17 protein-coding genes and 1 other RNA gene are annotated in these 21,769 nt (G+C 40.2%); 6 read left to right on the forward strand and 12 right to left on the reverse strand.

The window, feature by feature from the left end:
- Positions 1-10: 10 nt before the first annotated feature.
- Genes wecB through ABDZ97_RS05830 form a run of 3 tightly spaced genes read left to right on the forward strand, consistent with a single transcriptional unit; the run spans position 11 to position 3,376 of the window.
- Positions 11-1,156, forward strand: a complete 1,146-nt coding sequence (wecB, locus tag ABDZ97_RS05820; protein WP_343785633.1) for a non-hydrolyzing UDP-N-acetylglucosamine 2-epimerase — start codon at positions 11-13, stop codon at positions 1,154-1,156.
- Positions 1,156-2,448, forward strand: a complete 1,293-nt coding sequence (locus tag ABDZ97_RS05825; protein ID WP_343785634.1) for a polysaccharide deacetylase family protein — start codon at positions 1,156-1,158, stop codon at positions 2,446-2,448. The genes wecB and ABDZ97_RS05825 overlap by 1 nt, the downstream gene beginning before the upstream one ends.
- 7 nt (positions 2,449-2,455) lie before the next feature.
- On the forward strand, positions 2,456-3,376 hold the full coding sequence (locus tag ABDZ97_RS05830) for a GSCFA domain-containing protein (protein WP_343785635.1): 921 nt from the start codon (positions 2,456-2,458) through the stop codon (positions 3,374-3,376).
- Positions 3,377-3,380: 4 nt separating this feature from the next.
- Here ABDZ97_RS05830 and ABDZ97_RS05835 read toward each other — a convergent pair whose 3' ends face one another.
- Complete coding sequence (locus tag ABDZ97_RS05835; protein ID WP_343785637.1) at positions 3,381-4,652, reverse strand: T9SS type B sorting domain-containing protein; 1,272 nt, start codon at positions 4,650-4,652, stop codon at positions 3,381-3,383.
- Positions 4,653-4,683: 31 nt separating this feature from the next.
- Positions 4,684-5,295 carry an RNA polymerase sigma factor gene (locus tag ABDZ97_RS05840; RefSeq protein WP_343785638.1) on the reverse strand — a complete coding sequence of 204 codons (612 nt, stop codon included), beginning with the start codon at positions 5,293-5,295 and terminating at the stop codon, positions 4,684-4,686.
- Between the two features lie 114 nt (positions 5,296-5,409).
- Here ABDZ97_RS05840 and rnpB point away from each other — a divergent pair.
- Positions 5,410-5,798, forward strand: an RNA gene (rnpB, locus tag ABDZ97_RS05845) — RNase P RNA component class A.
- On the opposite strand, the gene ABDZ97_RS05850 is transcribed toward rnpB, so the two are convergent.
- Complete coding sequence (locus ABDZ97_RS05850; RefSeq protein ID WP_343785639.1) at positions 5,798-6,115, reverse strand: tetratricopeptide repeat protein; 318 nt, start codon at positions 6,113-6,115, stop codon at positions 5,798-5,800. The genes rnpB and ABDZ97_RS05850 overlap by 1 nt on opposite strands.
- A 60-nt stretch (positions 6,116-6,175) precedes the next feature.
- On the opposite strand from ABDZ97_RS05850, the gene ABDZ97_RS05855 reads away from it, so the two are divergent.
- Positions 6,176-6,724: a hypothetical protein gene (locus ABDZ97_RS05855; RefSeq protein ID WP_343785640.1), complete on the forward strand. Its 549-nt coding sequence runs from the start codon at positions 6,176-6,178 to the stop codon at positions 6,722-6,724.
- Here ABDZ97_RS05855 and ABDZ97_RS05860 read toward each other — a convergent pair whose 3' ends face one another.
- From ABDZ97_RS05860 to ABDZ97_RS05900, 9 genes are all read right to left on the reverse strand, one after another.
- Positions 6,725-7,339, reverse strand: coding sequence for a deoxynucleoside kinase (locus tag ABDZ97_RS05860; RefSeq protein ID WP_343785641.1), 615 nt, complete (start codon positions 7,337-7,339; stop codon positions 6,725-6,727). It lies immediately after the preceding gene.
- Positions 7,340-7,386: 47 nt separating this feature from the next.
- Positions 7,387-8,193: a hypothetical protein gene (locus ABDZ97_RS05865; protein ID WP_343785642.1), complete on the reverse strand. Its 807-nt coding sequence runs from the start codon at positions 8,191-8,193 to the stop codon at positions 7,387-7,389.
- A complete protein-coding gene (locus ABDZ97_RS05870; protein WP_343785643.1) occupies positions 8,175-9,692 on the reverse strand; it encodes a GH3 auxin-responsive promoter family protein in 1,518 nt (505 codons plus the stop codon). The genes ABDZ97_RS05865 and ABDZ97_RS05870 overlap by 19 nt, the downstream gene beginning before the upstream one ends.
- A gap of 126 nt (positions 9,693-9,818) precedes the next feature.
- The gene (locus ABDZ97_RS05875; RefSeq protein WP_343785644.1) at positions 9,819-10,061 is read right to left on the reverse strand and encodes a hypothetical protein; all 243 of its coding nucleotides are present in this window, start codon (positions 10,059-10,061) and stop codon (positions 9,819-9,821) included.
- A 159-nt stretch (positions 10,062-10,220) separates the two neighbouring features.
- Positions 10,221-12,512, reverse strand: coding sequence for a glycoside hydrolase family 2 protein (locus ABDZ97_RS05880; protein ID WP_343785645.1), 2,292 nt, complete (start codon positions 12,510-12,512; stop codon positions 10,221-10,223).
- Between the two features lie 153 nt (positions 12,513-12,665).
- Entirely contained in the window at positions 12,666-14,552 is a 1,887-nt protein-coding gene (locus tag ABDZ97_RS05885; protein ID WP_343785646.1) for a T9SS type A sorting domain-containing protein, read from the reverse strand.
- A 6-nt stretch (positions 14,553-14,558) separates the two neighbouring features.
- Positions 14,559-16,136: a T9SS type A sorting domain-containing protein gene (locus ABDZ97_RS05890; protein WP_343785647.1), complete on the reverse strand. Its 1,578-nt coding sequence runs from the start codon at positions 16,134-16,136 to the stop codon at positions 14,559-14,561.
- Between the two features lie 8 nt (positions 16,137-16,144).
- Positions 16,145-17,614: a T9SS type A sorting domain-containing protein gene (locus ABDZ97_RS05895; protein ID WP_343785648.1), complete on the reverse strand. Its 1,470-nt coding sequence runs from the start codon at positions 17,612-17,614 to the stop codon at positions 16,145-16,147.
- A gap of 32 nt (positions 17,615-17,646) precedes the next feature.
- A complete protein-coding gene (locus ABDZ97_RS05900) occupies positions 17,647-19,713 on the reverse strand; it encodes a metallophosphoesterase (RefSeq protein WP_343785649.1) in 2,067 nt (688 codons plus the stop codon).
- Between the two features lie 163 nt (positions 19,714-19,876).
- Between ABDZ97_RS05900 and ABDZ97_RS05905 the strand changes: the two genes are divergently transcribed.
- Positions 19,877-21,721, forward strand: a complete 1,845-nt coding sequence (locus ABDZ97_RS05905) for a cytochrome-c peroxidase (RefSeq protein ID WP_343785650.1) — start codon at positions 19,877-19,879, stop codon at positions 21,719-21,721.
- Positions 21,722-21,769: the final 48 nt, after the last annotated feature.

Here is a 21,769-nt window from a genome sequence, read left to right on the forward strand (position 1 = left end):
TTTATAGAAGATGAAGAAAATAATTACCATAGTCGGTGCCCGGCCTCAGATTATAAAAGCAGCTGCTATAAGCAGGGCTATCCGAAATTCTTTTTCAAGTGACTTGGAAGAAGTCATTTTGCATACCGGACAGCATTATGACGAAAAAATGTCGGGCGATTTTTTTAGTGAATTAGAAATACCAAAGCCTTTGTATAATCTTCAGGTGCGTTCTTCTTTACAAGGGGGGCAGACCGGAAAAATGCTTGAAGGAATAGAAGAAATTTTACTGAAAGAAAAACCTGATGCATTACTTGTATATGGGGATACGAATTCTACTATAGCGGGGGCACTTGCTGCTGTAAAATTGCATGTCCCCGTTATTCATATTGAAGCAGGGCTTAGAAGTTATAAGAAATTCATGCCGGAAGAAATCAATCGTATTGTTACCGATCATTCTTCTACGCTTTTGTTTTCACCTACTCAGGCCGGAATTGATAATTTATCAAATGAAGGTTTCGATGTTAATTACCGGGGGGAATTTTCTGCAGACAAACCGGGTGTTTTTCATTGTGGTGATATTATGCTGGATAATAGCCTCTATTTTTCAAGTAAAACTGATGGAGTAGCATTAGAGAAATTTGATCTTGAGAAGAATAAATACTTTCTAGTTACGATTCATCGCCCTCAAAATACGGATAATACAGAGCGCCTGGCATCTATCCTGAATACTTTGATGTCGATTGCTGATGAAGAGGACTGTATGATGGTTTTACCATTGCACCCCAGAACAAATAAGGTGCTGACAGAACATTATCCTGAACTGTGGAGCGATTTATTGGAAAGTCCTTCTGTACGAGTAATCCCTCCTGCTTCCTATCTGGAAATGATGGATATGGAGCGTAATGCGTGGTTTATTGCTACGGACTCAGGCGGGGTGCAGAAAGAGGCTTATTTTTTTAATAAACCTTCTCTGATTCTTCGATCGGAGACAGAGTGGGTAGAAATCTGTAATGATAATAATGCGTTACTCGTGGATGCTGATCCGGATAAGATATACAATGGGGTGAACTGGATGAAAAATGAAATGAATACAACTTTTGCACCTTATTTCGGAGATGGGAAAGCGGGTGAATTTATTGTCGGAAAGATTATTGAATTTCTGAAAGGAGTATAATGGTTTGGATCTTTTCTGATAGTATTACTCAGCGATTAAGCTATACGCTTGATTTTATCTTTGCAGCAAGAGGAGTAGCCTATACGTTGACAAATGATCCGGAATTGTTTATTCGTGAGCTGGAAAGAGGAGTAGGCTTTGTCTATAGTGATTACCCTTTTGCAATGGAGTACCCGACAATATCTCCGGCAGAACTTTTGTTTGAAGAAGAAATATTTGACCAGAAAATTTCTACGGGATCATGGCAGGGTTGCGAATGTTTACTTTTTACAAGAAAAACAGATCCGGTTGCTTCTGTTTTTTACGTTCTTTCAAGATATGAAGAATACCTTGAATTTACACCTGACGAACATGGAAGGTTTAAAGCAAAAGATTCAGTACAGGCAAAAAATGGGTGGTTGCAATCACCGATCTGTGATTACTGGAGTGAAGCAATTCTAAAGTGGTTGGAGGAGTTGTATCACTGTAAGTTGAATCCGGTTAATTCATCAGAGTTACTGGTTACTTTCGATATTGATAATACTTATGCTTTCAGGTATAAGAACCCTGTTCAATTACTGGGAGGGCGAATAAAAGATTTTTTGACGGGAAATCATCAACGGATGGATTTACGACGAAATGTTCTTAACGATGAAGAAAAGGATCCGTTTGATACTTTTGATACAATTATTCGATTGTCGGAAAGTACTATTCCGGTACGGGTATTCTGGTTACTCGGAGATTTACACAAATATGATAGGAATGTCCCATGGACACAGCCTTTTCATCAGCGATTGATTCGGAATGTGAATCAGGTGGTTCCGGTTGGGATTCACCCAAGTTATTATTCCAATACGCAGATAAGAAAGATCTCGGAGGAAAGAGGTCGTCTTGAATTTATATTGAATCAGCCTGTGTATGATTCACGACAACACTTTTTGAAGATAGAGTTTCCGGGGACTTTTCGGAGATTAGCTTCGTTAGGTATGAAAAGGGATTATTCAATAGGGTTTGCCGATGACACAGGATTCCGTTTGGGTACTGCCCGTCCGGTTGCTTTTTACGACCTTGAAAAAGATGAGGTTACGGATCTCACACTGATTCCTTTTGTGTATATGGATGGAACCTTGAATCAGTATTTGGGGAAAACACCTGATGAGGCAAAACGCTCGATAGAGAATTTAGTAGGGGAGGTAAAGAGATACGGTGGTATTTTTTGTTGTATCTGGCATAACGAGACGATTGGTGAAACCGGAATTTGGAAAGGGTGGAAGGAAGTGCTAGACTATACCATTTCGGTATTTAACAGCTAAGAGAAGAATGAAGTTTAGAACAGAAGTATTGGTTGATGATTTTGCGACTAAGCTATCACACGGGGATAGGATACTGAGTCTGGGAAGTTGCTTTTCTGAGAATGTAGGAAACAAGCTTCAGTATTTTGGTTTTAAAGTGTTAAATAACCCTTTTGGGACACTTTTTCACCCACTGGCCATGGCTGAAATTCTTAACCGGGTTGTTACTAATCCGAAAGGTGAATTTAGGATGTGCCAAAGAGATGGGCGTGTATTTAGTTACGATGTACATGGTAAACTATCAGGTGCTTCTGAAAATGAATTGACTGAAATACTGGAAACCCGGTTTGCTGAATCACGGGAGTTTTTAAAAAGAGCAAAAATGTTGATTCTAACGTTTGGTACTGCCTGGGGCTATTATCTGGATGAACGGATTGTAGCGAATTGTCATAAGCAACCAGCCTCCCTTTTTTCTAAGCGACTGACAGAAGTAGAGGAAATGCAAAGTGTCTGGAGGAACCTGATTAAACAAATCAAAATACTGAATCCTGAAATTACGATCATAACGACGGTTAGTCCGGTCCGGCATATCCGGGATGGAATTATTGAGAACAATAGAAGTAAATCCCGTTTGATAGAGCTTGTGCACGCATTGGGAGAGAACTATTTTCCTTCTTACGAATTATTTGTGGACGATTTGCGGGACTATCGATTTTGCAAAGATGACCTTGTTCACCCTTCAGAATTTGCTATACAGTACATTTTTGATAAATTTTCGACAGCATCGGTAGCTTCGGAAACATTGCAGTTATTTGGTAGGATCGACAAGCTTCGGAAAGCAGAGATGCATCGGGTAATGAGTGATGGTAATTCGGCGGAGCACTTTTATCAGGAGCAAACAAAAAAAAGAGAGGGCTTTCTTAAAGAAAACCCTCTGATCGTTTGGTAACGCGTTATTTTACTATAACAATATTTCCTGAATATTTCTCTGGGAGTCCTTCTTCATTAATGAGGGTTACTACCCAAACAAAGTTATTTCCAAGCTTAGCCCGTTCTCCATTAAGTGTTGTGCCGTCCCATGAACTATATTTATCTGTTGTTTGATATAGAAGTCCTCCGGATCGGTCAAAAATACTCATTTTGAATTCCACTTCCCTTGTTAACAGAGCCTTAGGGATAAATCGGTCGTTAAGTCCATCTCCATTAGGAGAGAATCCGCTAGGAGCGAGTAAATTATAGTCTTCTCGTACCTCAATTTCACCTTCGTGTTTCACGGGGCAGTTATTCATATCACGACCTTCAATCGTGTAAATATACCTACCTTTCTCAGTTATGTATAGCTCTAAAATATTTCCGGATGCATGTGAATACTCCATGGTCCAACTTATATCTTTTATCTCATGATTTTGATTTTCAAGTATGAAATACGGTTTGGTGTTTTTGATCTCTTCTGTTATACGAACAACAGGTTTTTTTGACTCTTTCACGATAACTTGTGTACTCTGGAGTACTTTTTTATCGGTATTGTCTTTATTTGTTAATAGCACTTCAATCAGGACGGACTCTTCGGGAGTCAATGTTATCTTAGAAGTATTTGTGGCAAGTAGTTGACCGGCTTTCCACTCGATTAGCGTATTCTCCGGTACATTTTTCACAATGGCTATTATTTCAGATCCTTTACAGATCGTTTTTTCACTGAGTTGAATGTATGCATTCTCAGCGAGAGGAGTCCAGGTATCCACTGAATTTAAAGAAGTACCAGTTGTATGATCGGAACCGGTTCCTGAATTAACAGGGTCGTTTTGCGTTTCCTGATCGATTGATTTTCCTCTGATAGGACTTAGCTGGGTTCTTCTGCTTTCTGTTTGCTCGGATAGTGGAGAGTCTGTTTCACTTGAGGAGTCAACCTGCACAACAGTAACAGCTTCTTCTGTTGGTTTTAAATTCGGTTTTTGGGTATTCTCTGTTACTTTTTCAATTGTTTCAGCTGGGGTTGCCTGAGAAGGTTGTTGCACAGTTTGTTTATCGGAATGTTGATCCGGTAAAGCAAAAAATGTAATCAGCGATACAATAGCAATAATACCGGCAGCAATTCCTGTTTTGGTTAAAGCGGATAGCTTACTTCCTGGTAGTTGATTTTTTACATTTTCCCAGGCTCCGGCATCATAAGGCATCTCATGATTCTCAAGAGATGCTTTGAATATTTTTTCCAGATTCTGTTTCATTTTTTTCTAGTTTCACCAAATTTTGATGGATTCAGTGGTGTATTTTGTCAAATTCTTTTTCCAATATTTTTTTTAGGTTGGCTTTTGCTTTGGCAAGATTCGATTTTGAGGTTCCTTCTGAAATACCAAGTATTTCAGCAATCTCTTTGTGCGTTTGGTTTTCAAAGACGTACAGGTTGAAAACGGCCTGGTAAGCAGGTGAAAGGCTTTGAATTGCCTTCATTGCCATTTCAGCTTTCATACCCGTTAGTTCAATCTCTTCTTCATGGATCATAGGCTCAGGACTGTTGTCCTGAAAAGTCCGGGCTTCGTCTTCCGCCAAAAACGGATCTTTTTTAGATTTACGAATAGCATCTATAGCTGTATTCGCCATGATTCGTCGTAACCACCCTTCGAATGAACCGTTAAAATCGTAACTCCCCAATTTATCAAAGACCTTAATGAAACCCACTTGAACTATCTCCTGCGCTGAGTCCTGATCGGGCATATAACGCATACAAACAGATAGCATTTTTCCGTAATACATCTTAAAGAGACGCTCCTGATACTTTCGTTTTCCCCGAACGCATCCTTCTATGATCTCTTTGAGTTGTTTGTTACGGTCTTCTTTTTCCACAAGTTTGTTTCGGATTATTAACGTCATTTTTTACGGACGGTTGCCTGAAAGTATAAAATATTCCAGAAACAGTAGCCTTTCCAGGTGTAAATAAATGTTGTGTTTTTTGGGAAAAGTTGAATGATCTATCCTACTTTTGTATCGGCAAGCTACTTCATCGCTGTTTCGGTTGATAAAACCGGAAGAGAGGAAAGTCCGGGCAGCATAGAGCAGTGTACTTCCTAACGGGAAGGCTTCGTTTGCTGAAGCAGACGGGGACAGAAAGTGCCGCAGAAAATAAACTACCTTGCAGAGTTTGCTTTGTAGGGAAAAGGTGAAAAGGTGGGGTAAGAGCCTACCGCTTTGGTGGTGACATCAAAGGCAGGGTAAACCTTACGCGCTGAAAGACCATGTAAACCGGGGATTGAGGGTTGCTCGCCCGATCCCGGAGGGTAGGTCGATTGATCCCGGTTGTGAAACCGGGGCTAGATAAATGATGAAGATGTGTTGTTAACACATTACAGAACCCGGCTTATTGGCTTGCCGTTTTTTAATCTTCCAGAAGCCAAAGTGCTTCTCTGATTTCGTTAATGGCCTTCGGGTCATTTTCTTTTTCAGCAATTCGAAGGGCTTTTGTCAACCAGTTTACTGCTTCTTCAATATTGTCGTTTTCAGAGTACCACTGTCCGAGTTTAAAGTGAACAGGACAATAGGAGGGATGTTCTGAAGCAAGCATTTTCATGTGTTGAATGGCAGAAGCAAAATCTTCTGTTTTATATAATTCCAGACCGATTGCGTATCGGACAAAAATGTCGTTCGGTGTTTCTTCCAGCATTTGACGAAGTTGTTCCAGTCTTTCGTTTTTCATTTTGCAATCGTTTGCTACAAAAATACGGAAGTTCATTAACTTTGCACTAAAATTATAAAGATGGCTGATAATACGAAGAGTAAAAAAGAACTGAAGATTGATACTTTGCTGGCGGATGTCCGATCTGGAAATAGTACAAAAGCAAAGGGAGCTATTCAAAGTTTGAAAGTGCACGGAGACAGTACTGTTATAGAGCCTCTTTTACGTGTGTACACAGATCCGAAATTCGAAGATCTGAAAGGTGAGATTCATGCCTTTCTTTCGGATATCCACGACGAAACAGCGCGTCCTGAATTTGTACGTGTAGCAGAAGAAATTACTGAGTTGAGAAATGATGTGCTAAATATCGTATGGAATTCTAAGATGGATTTTAGCGGATATGTTGACTCTATAGTTGCTCTTGCTGTTGAAGGTGATTTTATGACAACAGTAGAATGTCTGACTATTATTGAGAATATGCAGGGGCCTTTCGAGGAAATGGATCTGATAGAATGTCAAATGGCATTGGCAAAATACCCTGAACACCCGAGTAAAAGCGAACAGAAAGATCAATTAATCAGTGAAATTGCTTTGTTAATTCAAGATATTGAAAGAAATATAGAAGGGTAATCAGAATAACCCGTTGATTTCCGCATCGATTGAATTAATGATCCTTCCTAAATCCTCAGCATCTTCATTAAAGTTGTTATTATCGACATCTACGATTAGAAGTTTTCCTTTATCGTAGGTCGAAATCCATGCCTCATAACGCTCATTAAGGCGTTTCAGGTAATCAAGACGTATACTTTCCTCGTATTCTCTCCCTCTTTTTTGAATTTGGTTGACAAGTGTCGGGACGCTTGCTCTCAGGTAAATCAAAAGATCAGGAGCAGAGATAAAACTTTCCATTAGGTTGAAGAGCGAGAAATAATTCTCAAAATCACGTGTGGTCATTAGACCCATCGAATGCAGGTTAGGGGCAAAGATATAGGCATCTTCATAAATTGTTCTGTCCTGAATTACATTCTTCTGACTTTCTTTTATCTCCTGAATTTGGGTGAAACGACCGTTCAGATAGTATATCTGAAGATTAAATGACCAGCGCTGCATATCCTCGTAGAAGTCATTAAGATAAGGGTTTTGTTCAACATCTTCAAAGTGAGTATCCCAATTATAATGCTTTGCCAATAAGCTGGTAAGCGTTGTTTTTCCTGATCCTATATTCCCTGCGACTGCGATATGCATAAGTATAATTTTAGCGAACTAAATTACAAAATCTAACGGATATGTGTCTATTTTTTTGATTTGATTATTTCACAAATTCGTATTGTTTTATCCTGAATAAGATAAAACCGGTTTTTACTGTATTGAAAGTAAGGTGATGTTACAGGAACTTCATCTGTTGAAAAAAACTGGGCTGTTTTACGATTAAATGACCAAAGTTTTTTGTCCTTTACAAAATACAGATTGTTTTCACCTGCCTGAATCCATTGTACTTCAGGTAGGTCAATAAAGTCGACAAAGGTTCCGTACATATCAAAAATGAAGATTCCATGAAATTCATCAACCAGATAGAGAAGATTGTTTTTCTCCAAAAGCTGGACGGGAGATTGAATATCCAGTAATCCCATCAGGTTTTCTGTTTCCAGATGCTTGCGACCGTCATTTTTAAAGAGTAATAACCGGGAATTATCCTGATCATATACCCAAAAACGATCCGGTTGATTGGAATAGCAAATTTCAGTTCCATAAGATACACCAAGTGAGGATAATTGCTGTGAAGCCTGATACGGAGTAAGCGTATTGTCCAGAAATAAGACGGATTGCTGTGCTTCAAAAAAGACAAGCGGTTTCATCGGGTTACTTACGTCTATATTTTCTATCCGACCGGTAGACTTTAGGCTTTGCCGAAACAAGAGCACATTACTGGTGTCGTATTTTTCAATCATATCCTGATCAAAAAAAGTAAAGTAGCCGAGTTCATCCACTCTGAAAGCATCCTTTACAAGAGGAATTTCCTGAATGGTACGGAGAGAAAACTGGCTCCATCCGACCACAGGGAGTAAACATGCGATTATGATTATACTTCTAATTGACAAAATAGTTTAATTTCTTCGATTATTTTCCGATCGTTTGAAAGGCGGGGAACTTTATGTTGACCACCTAGTTTACCTTTCTGTTTGAGCCAATGGTCAAAATCTCCGGGATTCAAAATATGTACTTTGGGGCGCTTTAGAGCAATATCAGCTGTCCGTTTAGCTTCGTAGTCACTATTCAATTGTTGCAGCGTTTGATCCAATGTATCGATAAAACGATCTAAATTTTCCGGTTTATGAATAAATTCAATCAACCATTCGTGGGCTCCACCATCCGAATTTTCCATAAAGAAGGGAGCAGCGGTATAATCTCTGATTTGAGCACCATGATTTTCGCAGGCTATGCCGATGGCTTTATCCGTATTTTCGACAATTAGTTCTTCTCCGAAGGCATTAATAAATTGAGTTGTTCTGCCGGTAATTTTAAACCGATAAGGAGAAGTACTCGTAAAACGAATTGTATCCCCAAGTATATAACGCCAAAGTCCTCCGTTTGTAGAGATGACCAGGGCATAATTTTTGCCGGGTTCTACGTCTTTCAGACTAATCACTTCTGTTGAATGCACACCATCGAATTTATCCATAGGAATAAACTCAAAAAATATGCCATAATCCAGCATAAGGAGTAGTTCGTCCGAATCTTTCTGATCCTGAATTCCAAAAAAACCTTCAGAGGCATTGTAGCTCTCAACATACTTCATGTTTCCGGAGATAATCTTTTTGTATTCATTTCTGTAGGGGTCAAATTTTACCCCTCCATGCATGAATAACTCCAGATTAGGCCATACTTCTTTAATGTCCTTTTTTCCGGTTATTTCCAGAATTCTGTTCAACAAGACAAGTGTCCAGCTAGGAACTCCGGCAAGAATGACAACATCTTCCTGGATTGTACTTCGAGCCATTTTTTCGATCTTCTCTTCCCAGTTACTCATCAGAGCAATTTCACGGGAGGGAGTACGCTTGATTTCTGCCCACCAGGGTAAGTTTTTAACAATAATAGCCGAAAGGTCACCAAAGTATCCATCCTGACCAATTTGATAAGGTTGAGAACTTCCTCCGACCACCAGATGTTTTCCTTTATATAGTTTTGTGTCCGGGTAGTTATTGTAATGAATACTCAAAAGATCTTTACCGCCTTTATAATGGCAATCCTCCAGTGATTCTTTTGTTACAGGGATGAATTTACTTTTGTCGGAAGTGGTTCCAGATGATTTTGCGAACCATTTTACATCCGTGGGCCATAACAACCCCTGCTCTCCATCAAACATCCGGTTTACCCAAGGTTTGAGGTCGTTGTAATCCTGTAAAGGAACTGCTTTTCTGAACGTTTCATAAGAATCAATAGCTGTGTATCCGTGTTTCTCTCCCCATTCAGTGGTTTCTGCCGTAGTAATGAGTTTGGTCAGAAGTTCGTCCTGAACTTCAATTGGGTATTTTTTAAACAAATCAATTTGATGTATTCGTTTCTTTATTATCCACCCAAATATTGAATTTAACGGCATTTGTACATATTTTGTGAGCCTAATTTAATAAAAAAAGAGCGTCTGAACACTTTGAATAAAAACAAAAGAGAGGTTGTACAACAACCTCTCTTCTGTATACCACAAAAATTAATTAGTACAATGACATTACTTTAACTTACAGGAAACATTGCTATGATCTGCTTCAGCTTCCAATAGAGTTTTATGACTGTCACATACTTTTTCAGCATCTTTCTTTTTAGCATCCGCGATGGAGTAGTTAGCGCTTTCATCGTGTGTATGATCTTCATGTGCTGCTTCAAAAGTACAGGCGCATGAATAATCTTTTTTACATGAAGCAAATGCTGCTGTCATTCCAAGTAGACTGAAAATAATAAATGTCTTTTTCATATTTTCCTTATTTAAGAATTAGAATTATCTCTGCAATAGTAGTATATAAAATTCATTTATGCAACATTGTTGCATAAATAGTTTGTGAATTCTTAGGATAAAAAAAAATCAGCCCGGACAATTGCCAGACTGATTTCAAAAACAAAAAGCACACTTATCCTAGTAGGTAAGTACATCGTATTTGTCAATTACCCTGCTGAATTTTAGTGTGTTGCTACTGTCAGTTAACTCAATCAGATAAGTATGTTTTCCTTTTTTTAATTCTTTGATCTTCCTGTTGTCAGCTATTGAAAAGAAGGGAACGTGCTGATTAGGTGTGATTTCAACAATAGAGTCATGAATAACGTGATTTTTTTTCGTATCCTGTTTTACGATTCGCAGTGTCAATTTTTGTGTTTTGTTCAGGTCATTAACACCTACAAATTGCAACTCTCCGTTTTCAACCTTTGGAATTACAGCTACGGGAGCATAAATCCATTGTAATTGTTTGTGGGATTCTTTCCATCTGCCAAAAACATCACGCGTCGACCAACTGGGACCAGGCCAGCAATCATTTAGCTGCCAGTAGAGTGTTCCTCCGTTGTATTCGGCAAGACGGTGAGCATCAATAGCAACGCGCATTGCCAACGCCTGTGTATGTTGACTAAACCGGACAAATTCTTCAAAATCTTTCGGTTTATCAAAATACTGAAGTCCTTGTTTTTCAATTAATCCGTTACCGGGAGGACTTTTCTGATGCCATTTCATTACTTCACTATCCAGTGCCCAGTCTTTTTCGGAACTAAATGTTTTTATCGTTTCCATATCAGGAAATGACTGAAAGCCCCATTCGGCCATAAAACGTCCTAGGTATTGTCTGTATTTTTCAAATGGGTGGCCGGCATGCCAGACTCCCCAGTAGTGAACCGTTCCTGATTTTATTTTCTTTAGTTTGGTATAACTCCTTTCAGGAGAGGTAGGAGTATAACTTCTTTGCGGATCATATTGAGAAATGACAGAGGGGATGAGTGTGTCGAACAATTTGAGGTAATTGTGGTAGAGGAAAGTAGAATCGGATTTTGAATAATTAAATTTGCGTTGCCATCCCCATTGGTGCCAGGCTACTTCTATTTCATTGTTTCCATTCCAGTGCGCAATGCTTGGATGATTTCGTAATCTCAAAACGTTCTCTTTGACTTCTTCTTTAACATTGGAAAGGAAAGCAGAATCACCGGGATACATGGTTCCGGCAAACATAAAATCCTGCCAGACAAGTATTCCGTTTTCGTCACAGAGTTCATAGAAGTAGTCGTTCTCATAGATTCCGCCACCCCAAATCCGGATCATGTTAATATTCACCGCTTTTGCATCAGCAATCAGTGAATCATACTGTGTGGATCTGACGGAAGGTAGAAAGTTACTCTGAGGAATATAGTTTGCTCCGCGGACAAAAAATTTCTGACCATTTACCTTGAAGTAAAAACTTCTCCCCAAATCATCTTCCTCCTGAACAAGCTCTATCGTGCGTAAGCCTATTTTTCTTGTTTTTTCATCCAGCAGAAAATGATCTTGTTTTAGTCGTACAGGCACCGAATACATATATTGATCTCCCCATTCATGTGGCCACCATAATTTGGGATTTTCAATAGAGATGGTATACCGTATGGTTGTATCGCCAATAAAGTTGGGCAGTAGAATACTTTTGGCTCCGGTAACGACCGAATACTCTTTTTTCTCAAAAGAGCGGACTGAAACAGCAATCTCCAGTTCGGCCAGTGAATCCGATAATGTTTTCTGGTGAACCTGAACATCATTTAACACCGCCGTATTATAAAACTTCAGATAGACCGGACGCCAAATCCCCATAGTAACATATCTTGGTCCCCAATCCCAGCCAAAGTGATACGGAGCTTTACGTACATAAGGACTAACCCTGATATCAACCATTTCTGATGAAGCAGGAAGTTCTATAGGAGCATTTTTTACATATTCCTGCCATTTGGTTACCGGAGATTCAAAGAGAACGGTAAGTTTATTCTCTCCTACTTTTACTAGTTTTCTTACGGCAAATTCCCAGGATCTGAACATATTGTTTGAGATACCGATGGTATCGCCATTAAGAATGACAGTTGCATAAGTGTCCAAACCTTCAAATATCAGCGATACATTGGAATTTTGTAATTCCTCTTCACTAATTTCGAAATCCAGTTGATATTGCCAGTTTTTTTCTTCTACCCACTGTATTTCTTTCTCATTTAGTCCGTACCAGGGATCAGGAATCTTATTGTGATTAAGTAAATCTGTATGCACAACACCCGGAACTGTAGCTTTTAACCAATTCGTTTTTTGCGCTTCCGAAAATACCCATCCCTCGTGTAATTTTCGGATTACGGGTTGTTGATCAACTTGTCCGTGCGACGAACAACCGGTTAGGAGGATCAGGAATACAAGACTTAAAAAGAAGAACCGCATGTATACAGATTTACGTTTACCACAAAGGTAGAATTAATCCTACGATCCGTTTTATATTTTATTGTGTTGATCTGAGAGTAAAAATATAGAAAGATAAAAAAACCGGAAAATGAATTCATTCTCCGGTTTTTGTACGTACAGATTAGATTGAGCTTATTGTTTTATAAAACGTTTTCTGATAACAGTATTGTCTTCACTTTCAATAAAAAGGGTGTACGATCCGGAAGCAAAATCAGTTGTATTTACCTGTTTGATCCAGGAACCTTTTTGGCAAATGAAGGATTCATTCCATACGATTCGTCCTGTAGCATCAATGACTTTCATGCCTATTTTTCCAGTTGTCATATTGGAAAACTGAATATTCAGCAAAGTAGAAACAGGATTCGGGTATAACCCCATTACGATAACATCCTGATCATTCTCCAATGCATTTGTAGGTTCTTCTTCCGGCTCCTCTTCCGGTTCTTCGACTACAATTCTCGGACAGTATTGAGGGACATCACCGAAAATATCTTCTCGGGCAAAAGAAACTGTATTCGTTTCATGTAGTTGATTGGCATTCGTGTTTTTGTAATATGATTTTGCCCATGAATATGATGTATTGGGCTCATCAATGGTTGACATGAAATACCAGTCAGACTGAATCCGGTTTTGATTGACATCGACGATTATATACCCTTTTTTGTCAAGATTTGTCCACTTAATATGGCTATTGGCAGCGAGAATAGCTCCCGCTCCGATATCTGCTGCGAATTCTACTCCCGGAGACGTAACACTTGGGGTAACAAACTCAACTCCCACATTTGTAGAATTAACCCGTATTTCCGAAGCCCAGGAAGTATGTATATCTCCTGTCAGTACAACAAAATTTTGAATACCCTGATATAAGATGTGGTTGAGAAGCATGGACCTTTCCAACGGATATCCATCCCATTGGTCCATGTTTAAAGCAATACCAAAAGCGGTTAGTGGTGCAATCATAACCTGTTGAGCAACGATTTTGTAGGTTGCACTACTATTCGATAATTCATTGAGTAACCAATCTCTTTGGGGAATTCCCATCAAAGTTCTTGTTGGGCTGTTAAGTTGAGAACTACCAAAACTGACTTGTTCACTTCTCCCTTCAAGCCGGGTGTCAAGAAATAAAAAGTCGACCAACGTTCCGTAAGATATGGAGCGATAAATCTGATATTGTCCCTGTTCATTATTATCGCGAATTGGCATCCATTCAAAATAGGCTTTTTTAGATGCATTTTTTCGTTCGATCCAGTCTCCCTCATCCGAAGTGTGATTCTCAGCTCCGTTTAACCAGGAATCATTTGCCGATTCGTGATCATCCCAAATACAAAACCAGGGAAATAGCTGATGCAATCTGCGTAAATCAGGATCTAGTTTATAAATGGAATGCCGCATACGGTAATCACTTAGTGTGACAATCTCGTGCATAGGGTCAACAACCCTTCCCGCTTGAGGGTTAGGTGAGTATCCGCCTGTCTCGTATTCATAATAATAATCACCGAGACAAAGTACGGCATCAAAATCCTTGCGTTCTGCTAAAGAGGCATAGACATTGAAAAATCCAGCTTCAAAATTAGCACAGGATACAACTGCATAACGCAAACTATCCTTAAACGTCATTTCGGAAGGTGTTGTTCGGGTTCTTCCTTGAATACTGCGTTGTCCGAAAGCGTAAAATTCATAATAATACCAGGTGTCCGGAGCAAGATTTGTGACATCAATCTTAACGGTGTAATCCCGTTCATGAGTTGTGATAAGACTACCGGATTGTACAACATTGGTCATTGCAGTATCCGTAGCCACTTTCCAGCTTACAATAACGGGTTCCTGATCCGTTGAGATAGGAGTGACACGGGTCCAGATTATTACCTTGTCCTGTAAAGGATCTCCGGAAGCTACACCATGATAAAAAGGTTCCATACAGGGTTCCGGAGTTATGCTTTTCGGAGTAAGAAGATCCGACTGAGCAAATAAGAAATTCCCTGCGGATAAGATTAAAATGAATAGTAGAAGACGATTCATAATTACTTAGTTTTTGAGAATCTTGGTCGTAACGTAAGCATTCTGTCTTTTAATCGTAACAAAATATAAACCGGAGCTCAGTCCTGCCATACTTATTGTAACAGAAGAAGGAATATTTTCCTGTGATACGACAGTTACTCCTTTTGTATCAGTAATTGTTACCGATGATGAACCAGCTTCTCCATTCAGAAGATCTACAGTTAAAATATCGTTTACAGGGTTCGGATAGATTGAAAAACGAATAGTTTCTTCATGATCCAATCCGGCATAAGCTTCACAGACATACGCATACGTTCCTTCTGAGGCAGTTACCCCTCCTGCTATATTTATTTCCGGGGTAATCTGGTTTGTACTACAGTATCCCGTGAAAATCTTAATTCGACCTCCACCGCCTGATCCTCCGTCTCCACCATTTTGACCATTTCCAGTGGTAATAGATTCCGAGTCACAGAACAAGTTTCCACCGTAGCTGCAGGAGCCTCCGATACCACCGTTTCCGCCATTTCCACCATTTCCACCGGCTGCGGATAGAGTTCCCGAAACAGAGGCTGTTTCAGATTGAATAAGAATTCCTCCACCCGATCCGGCGCCTGCACCAGAACCGGCACCTGCACCAGAAGAAACTGTTGCTTCACCGCAATCATCACAAGCGTCAGAACAGCATCTTGGAGTTTCTCCTCCATTTCCCGCATGTCCTCCGTTCAGACCGTCTTCTCCGTTTACATGAATGTAGCCGGTTATTTCAACTGATTCAGTTGCGGAGAGAATGACAAGTCCTCCGCCAGTTCCTCCTCGGTTACCGGGGCTTCCGGATGTGAAAGAACGTCCTCCGCCTCCACTTCCGGCACCACCTGATCCCATATCTATATCTTCTTCTGATTCAGTTCCGTAGATTTCTCCGTATTGCCCTCCTGTTCCACCAACTCCGGCAGATATAGGGTAGGCAGAAGACGCAGAAGGTCCGTTAGATCCATGTGTAGAAGAACCGTTACCGCCAGAAGAACCATTGGTTCCATGTCCTCCATAACTGGCACCGCCACCTCCGCCGGCACCACCACCACCGGGAATCATTCCGTATACGTCACCATTGTTTTCACAACGTTGCTTGGGACCTGAACCATTAGATCCTGAATTCCCTGGTAAACCAGCTCCTGAGCCATTTCCTGTTGCTCCGGCATCTCCTCCGGAAACTGAAACAACACCGTGATCGTCTTTACTACTGCATCCGGTAAGTGCATTAGCATGTCCTGTCTGACTGTTCACTGCCATTCCTCCGGCTCCGGCAGTACCACCGGGATATCCGGCATAATCACCGTTAATTTCTCCTTCGATAGTAATGTTTTCAGCGTGTATTTCCAGTTTCCCACATCCTCCTGAAGTAAAGGGTTTTACATAGATAGCAACATCTGAAGCAATTGTAAAGTCCCCGTCAACGTAATAAACTCCTGACATAAAATCACTCATTGTGATATCCATGTCACCTGTTACATACGTGGTGTCGCATTGCGCCTGGGCTGAATGCCCTAGCAAAAGTGCAGTGATCGTTGATAGGATTAAGGCTCCTGTAGATCTACTCTTTTTCATAATGAGGATTACTTAATAATTAGTTTTTTCGAAGAACGTCCTGATTCTGAAATGATCTCAACGAAGTAAACACCTGATCGAATACCGGAAAGGTCAACATTTGTTTTTCCGGAAACCGGAGCTATATCAGCTTTAACTTCTTTCCCGGATAAATCTTTAATAGAGATGGAAGAAGGAGTTAACGTATTGTATTCGATTGTGATCATATTTTCGGCAGGATTTGGAAATACATTCCAGGAATTGTTCATTTCCTCTTCATATAATCCGACACTTCCTACAGCTACGCAATCAGAACTTACTGTACAACCATTTTCTGTAACCTGAACAGAGTATAATGAGTTGTGAGTAGCTGTGAAAGATTCGTAGATCGCGCCTGATACGGGAGAATTCCCTGAAACACAGTCTATCCATTGGAACGAAGCATTTCCAATCGCTCCTGAATATTGTGCGGTAAGAGTAACTCCTTGTTGATTAATCGATACCGTATTGTTTGATACCTGAAGTTGCTCCAAAGATTGAGCACTACCATTTGCCCCATAAACGATAATCGATCCTGAAGTAGCATTATCTAGTTCGGAAAGAGTAATTTCCGTGTCATTAACAACTGAAAAAGGTACAGTAATACCATTAACAGAAACTGAATCAATATCAACGAAATTGGTTCCTGTTATTACGACGGGTGAGGTACTGTTTGAGCAAACAAAATCGGGAGTAAAAGAAGAAATGGTTAACCAGGAAACTACGACAATTCCCTGAGCTCCGGAAGCTCCATAACGATTAGATTCAACTCCGCTCCAGCTTTTTCTGGCGCCACCGCCACCGCCACCGTAGTTGTATCCTTCGACACCGTCATCGTCGCCACCGCTAACACCGCCGTTACCGCCGCTACCACCGTAGTTAGAAGTTCCTATCCCCGGAGTTCCTTCTCCACCATTCTGCCCCGGACCGTTACTTCCTGCGGCTCCTCCACCGCCACCACCGTAGTCGTTATCATTGGTTGAACCTCCGTTACCTCCATTGTAACGAGCGAGGTTTCCTACTGAGTTAGCTGCTTTACCTCCTTGTGCCCCTGATGATTGACTTCCGTCAGATAGAATAAGTGTTTTTCCTCCTTCGGCACGAACCGTTGTCAAAGCATCTGTAGAAGAAGCGCTACCAAAGTAAGAACTTCCTCCATGGATAGCAGTACTTGAGTTTTGGACTCCTGCATTTCCTACATGGACAATATAAGTTTCTCCCGCAGTTACATTAACAATACCACTTGCATAAGCAGCACCGCCACCACCGCCGGATTCGCGAGCGGAAGACCCTTTTACACGTCCTCCACCGCCACCGCCACCGATAGCCTGAACTTTTACGGATAGTACACCTTCAGGAGCAACAAAATTATTGTTCCCTACATTTGTGAACTGTTGTGTCTGTGCCAGACCTCCTAGTGAGGTCAGCATCATAATTAGTACTAGTTTACTTGATTTCATAGTGCTGGATGTTATTATTTGATGATGTTTTATTACTGTTTTAAGAATGATTGCTGAACCTCTGCCTGATCCGATTTTAAGCTGATTGTATATGACCCTTTGGCGAGATTACTAATTTGAACGGTTGAAAATGATTCAGATACGTTACCTTGAAGAACGATTCTACCACTTGCATCCGAAATTGTGTAGTCAGCGTTTTTCAAAAGGTCAGGAATGATCAACGTGATTTTTTCAGATGCAGGGTTTGGGAAAAGAAGGAAGTTTTCATTCTCAGATGACGTCAGACCTAATGTTGTAGGGTAATTGTATTCTTCTGAAATGGTTGTACATCCGTTTTCAGTGTTTGTGATGACAACATGATACACACCGTTAAACATTGGTTGATAATATTGACTGGTTGCTCCCGAAATAAGATTGTCATTAAGGTACCATTGGTAAGTGTAATTACTTCCTGATGCTGCAGCAAGTATGCCCTGTATAGGTTCTGTTATTTCTGTTCCGGCAGCCGGAAGTACATTAATGGTAAATGACTCACTAATCTGCTGTCCTGTTAAGTTGTCTGTAACAGTCAGTGTATATTCTGTCGTTTCTGTCGGGGAATAATTTACGATTGAATCTGTCTGTTCTGTTTCCGACCATGCATAGTTGATATCATACGATCCGCCTGTGTACAAAGCTGCAATATCTATTGACTCTCCAAGACAAATTGTATGGTCAGGAAGATTACTCAGATCAAGGTCCTTTTTCAGAATAGTAAACTGATCTGCAATAGTTCCTTCTTTTGTCAGATATTTTCCATCCAGCCGATTTCTGTCAACATCGATAATAAAGGATCCCATAGCATCCTGATCACCATGTCCAAAATACATTGCTGGGTGGTCTAGTGTAGGGCCACTCTCCGAACTACCGGAGTTTCCGCATACTACATAAATAGTACCTTCCGGAGTACTGTATGAGTCATCTTTGATATAAGGTGTTCCCTCATCAAAGTTTCCGTTAACACCATTCTGCATTAACATGGTCCCCGGGTCAAAACTGTCAGAGTATCCGTAATGTCCTTTAATCAGGTAACTTCTTTCGAAGACATGACTATGTCCGCAGACCACCATGTCGATATCATATTGCTCAAGCAACGGAATAACTTTTTCACGCATCGCTTTCATCACTAGCTCATAAAGGTCGTCAGAGTCATGAGAGCCTTTACTGTAGGGAGGTTGGTGGAAATACGCAATGGTGAATTTGCGTGTATTCTGCTGCAAGTCAGCCTCAATCCATTGTTTCATTCTGTTGATACCATCATAGGAGAAGGTATAGTCAAATACTTCTGAATTAAGAGAAAGGAAGTGCACATCTCCATAGTCATACGAATAAAAAACCTCAAGTTGAGAAGGAAAACCTCCTGCTTCAGCATGTTCAGGAACATCTACCATGTCGAAATACGGTCCATCATGATTCTCAAGCGGAATGTTAGTGTAAGGAATTCCCAATGTTGTGCTTTCTGCCCACACGGTATTATAATCATGGTTTCCGGGTGAAGGGTAGAAAGGAAGATGGGAGAAGATGTCACTAAATCCGTTTACAGCAAAAACTTTACTTTGATACTGTGCATCCGTTCCGTCATTATAGGCATTATCTCCTAACCAAATCCAAACATCAGCTTCGCGATCACCGGAATAGTTTTCGAAAGCTTGTTTCATTGCTACCTGTCCCTGATTTCCACGTCCAAAATCACCAATGGCCCATACTCGGGTCGGAACAGGAGTTCCCGGTATAGGATGCGTTTTGAAATACTGACTGGCAGCGTCTGGTGCAAGTTCATTGTTTGCGTCTCCTACTTTATAATAATAACGAGTAGCAGGCAGCAAACCTGTTATCAGAACCGTGTGGTCAATAACATTATCGTAAATTATTTCAAAATCAGTCAGATTGTTAGGGTCGGTACCAAACCAAACTTTCGAACTGGTACTGATGTTTGTGCGCCACATGACTGTGATGCTTTCGTGTGTGGGACTTTGTAAATAAGGTCCACGAACAATTGTTTGGGAGTAAACCGCAAATACATTTAGCAAAATGATAGCAGAGAGTATAGTATTTTTCATAGTATCGGAAAATTTTCTGCTAAAGTACTTTGTACTCATTGCTTGTTGATTAAGAGCTTTTTATGAGTGAATTAATTTTTCTTTAGAAACGCTTGATCTTATTTATCAATTAGATAACATCTACTTAATCGTGTTACGCCTTCTGTCAGATTAGCTTTGTTACATGAAAAGTTGGAGGGTAAAATACATTCCGGTGATACTGGTTTCAGTGTTATTCATTTTGTCTATTAGTTCGGTTAAGGACAGGGCAGATGTTATCGAAATGAATTCTGCTGAGAAGATAGGAATCTTATATGCTGATAACCTCAATCATTTTCTCCGGAAGATAGAAGCGCTTGATAGTATGGTACGTCAGGGTGTGAGAGAACCTGAATTAATCCCCGCGTTTTTAGAAATGCGGGAGGTATTTAAGACGTGTGAGTTCTTACTGTGTTATATAGAAAGTGATGAGGTGAGACGTATTAATGGTGCAAATCTGATCACGAATGCGTATCATCATAAAACGCCTATGGAGGAGAAGCATCCACACGGTCTTCAGGTGATTGAGGATTTGTTGTTTAATCCGGAAGAGGGAACTTACGAGGAATTGAAGAAGGAGATTGTTTTGCTGAGAGAAATAATTGCTACATCCGTTCAAAGAAGAGAAAGCGATTCAATTGTACGTGCAAAAGAATACAATATAGTTGTCTGGGATGCATTTCGTTTAGAATTGTTTCGGATAGAAACTTTAGGAATTACCGGGTTTGATGTTCCGGAAAGTCTCAATAGTCTTCCTGAGACAATGGCAGCAATGAACTCATTAGAAGAAGTTGTACAGGTTTATGAACCGGTATTTAAATATAAAAAAGCAAAAAAACAGTTCAAAGAAGGGGTTGCGCTGTTTCGTAAGTCCCGCGAACTTCTTCAACAGGCTGTCGACTTTGATTCATTTGACAGGTTGGAGTTTATAACGGAAGTCCTTCATCCGCTTGAAAAATGGACGAAACAAGTTATCGATGATTTTGCATACACTTACCCGGTAAATTTTCGCCCAATTGATAATCGCGCGACATTTTTGTATGATACAACCTTTTTAAATACTGATTTTTTCGCTCCCGGAATAAAACCCGAAAGTGTGAGATTAGGTAAGAAATTATTCAATGATCCGTTGTTTTCAGCAGATGGATCGAGGAGTTGTGCAAGCTGTCATATTAGTGAGAAAGGTATGGCCGACGGAATGGTGAGAAATACGGCGTTGGATGGAAGCGGATTGCTGAAGCGAAATACACCTACTTTATTGAACGCCGGCTTTCAGACACGTTTTTTTTATGACAGTCGGGCAAAACGATTGGAGATACAAGTTGTAGATGTTATTCATAACCCTCTTGAAATGGGAGGCAATGTAACGGAAATAACAGCCCGGTTACAGCAGGATTCATCGTACGCACAATTGTTTAAGGAAGCCTATAATGGTATCATTACGAAAACAACTATTTCAAATGCGCTTGCAGATTATGTCCGGTCGTTGGTAAGCTTTAATTCCCGTTTTGATAAATATGTCAGAGGAGATAAGTCAGCCCTGAATGAATCGGAAAAAAACGGATTTAATATTTTTTCAGGAAAAGCCAAGTGTGCAACATGTCATTTTGCTCCTTTGTTTAATGGATTGTTACCCCCTCATTATAAGGATAACGAATCAGAGATACTGGGAGTTCCGGTTGCAGCAGATCAGCCTGATGTATTAGATGATGATTTAGGAAAGTTTGATAATACAAAACTGGAATTACATAAATATGCTTTTAAAACAACTACGATCAGAAATGTGGGAATAACAGCTCCTTATATGCACAATGGAATCTATAGTACGCTGGAGGAAGTTGTCGATTTCTATGATAAAGGTGGAGGACTTGGGCAGGGAATAGATCTTCCGTCACAAACTTTACCTGACGCTCAATTACAGTTAACAGAGACGGAGAAAAAAGACCTTGTCAATTTTATGAAAACTCTTACGGATAATCCGCAGGAATAGATGTAAGGAATGGTTAGATGGATAAATGCAAAAGTCCCGGATATCCGG

The sequence above is a fragment of the Wandonia haliotis genome, from assembly GCF_039523435.1.
Taxonomy (GTDB): domain Bacteria; phylum Bacteroidota; class Bacteroidia; order Flavobacteriales_D; family Crocinitomicaceae; genus Wandonia; species Wandonia haliotis.

Bases quoted from the DNA above. Each gene is read 5' to 3' on its own strand.
- wecB (WP_343785633.1), top strand. From the start codon at position 11: ATGAAGAAAATAATTACCATAGTCGGTGCCCGGCCTCAGATTATAAAA.
- ABDZ97_RS05825 (WP_343785634.1), top strand. From the start codon at position 1,156: ATGGTTTGGATCTTTTCTGATAGTATTACTCAGCGATTAAGCTATACG.
- ABDZ97_RS05830 (WP_343785635.1), top strand. From the start codon at position 2,456: ATGAAGTTTAGAACAGAAGTATTGGTTGATGATTTTGCGACTAAGCTA.
- ABDZ97_RS05835 (WP_343785637.1), bottom strand. From the start codon at position 4,652: ATGAAACAGAATCTGGAAAAAATATTCAAAGCATCTCTTGAGAATCAT.
- ABDZ97_RS05840 (WP_343785638.1), bottom strand. From the start codon at position 5,295: ATGACGTTAATAATCCGAAACAAACTTGTGGAAAAAGAAGACCGTAAC.
- ABDZ97_RS05850 (WP_343785639.1), bottom strand. From the start codon at position 6,115: ATGAAAAACGAAAGACTGGAACAACTTCGTCAAATGCTGGAAGAAACA.
- ABDZ97_RS05855 (WP_343785640.1), top strand. From the start codon at position 6,176: ATGGCTGATAATACGAAGAGTAAAAAAGAACTGAAGATTGATACTTTG.
- ABDZ97_RS05860 (WP_343785641.1), bottom strand. From the start codon at position 7,339: ATGCATATCGCAGTCGCAGGGAATATAGGATCAGGAAAAACAACGCTT.
- ABDZ97_RS05870 (WP_343785643.1), bottom strand. From the start codon at position 9,692: ATGCCGTTAAATTCAATATTTGGGTGGATAATAAAGAAACGAATACAT.
- ABDZ97_RS05875 (WP_343785644.1), bottom strand. From the start codon at position 10,061: ATGAAAAAGACATTTATTATTTTCAGTCTACTTGGAATGACAGCAGCA.
- ABDZ97_RS05880 (WP_343785645.1), bottom strand. From the start codon at position 12,512: ATGCGGTTCTTCTTTTTAAGTCTTGTATTCCTGATCCTCCTAACCGGT.
- ABDZ97_RS05885 (WP_343785646.1), bottom strand. From the start codon at position 14,552: ATGAATCGTCTTCTACTATTCATTTTAATCTTATCCGCAGGGAATTTC.
- ABDZ97_RS05890 (WP_343785647.1), bottom strand. From the start codon at position 16,136: ATGAAAAAGAGTAGATCTACAGGAGCCTTAATCCTATCAACGATCACT.
- ABDZ97_RS05895 (WP_343785648.1), bottom strand. From the start codon at position 17,614: ATGAAATCAAGTAAACTAGTACTAATTATGATGCTGACCTCACTAGGA.
- ABDZ97_RS05900 (WP_343785649.1), bottom strand. From the start codon at position 19,713: ATGAAAAATACTATACTCTCTGCTATCATTTTGCTAAATGTATTTGCG.
- ABDZ97_RS05905 (WP_343785650.1), top strand. From the start codon at position 19,877: ATGAAAAGTTGGAGGGTAAAATACATTCCGGTGATACTGGTTTCAGTG.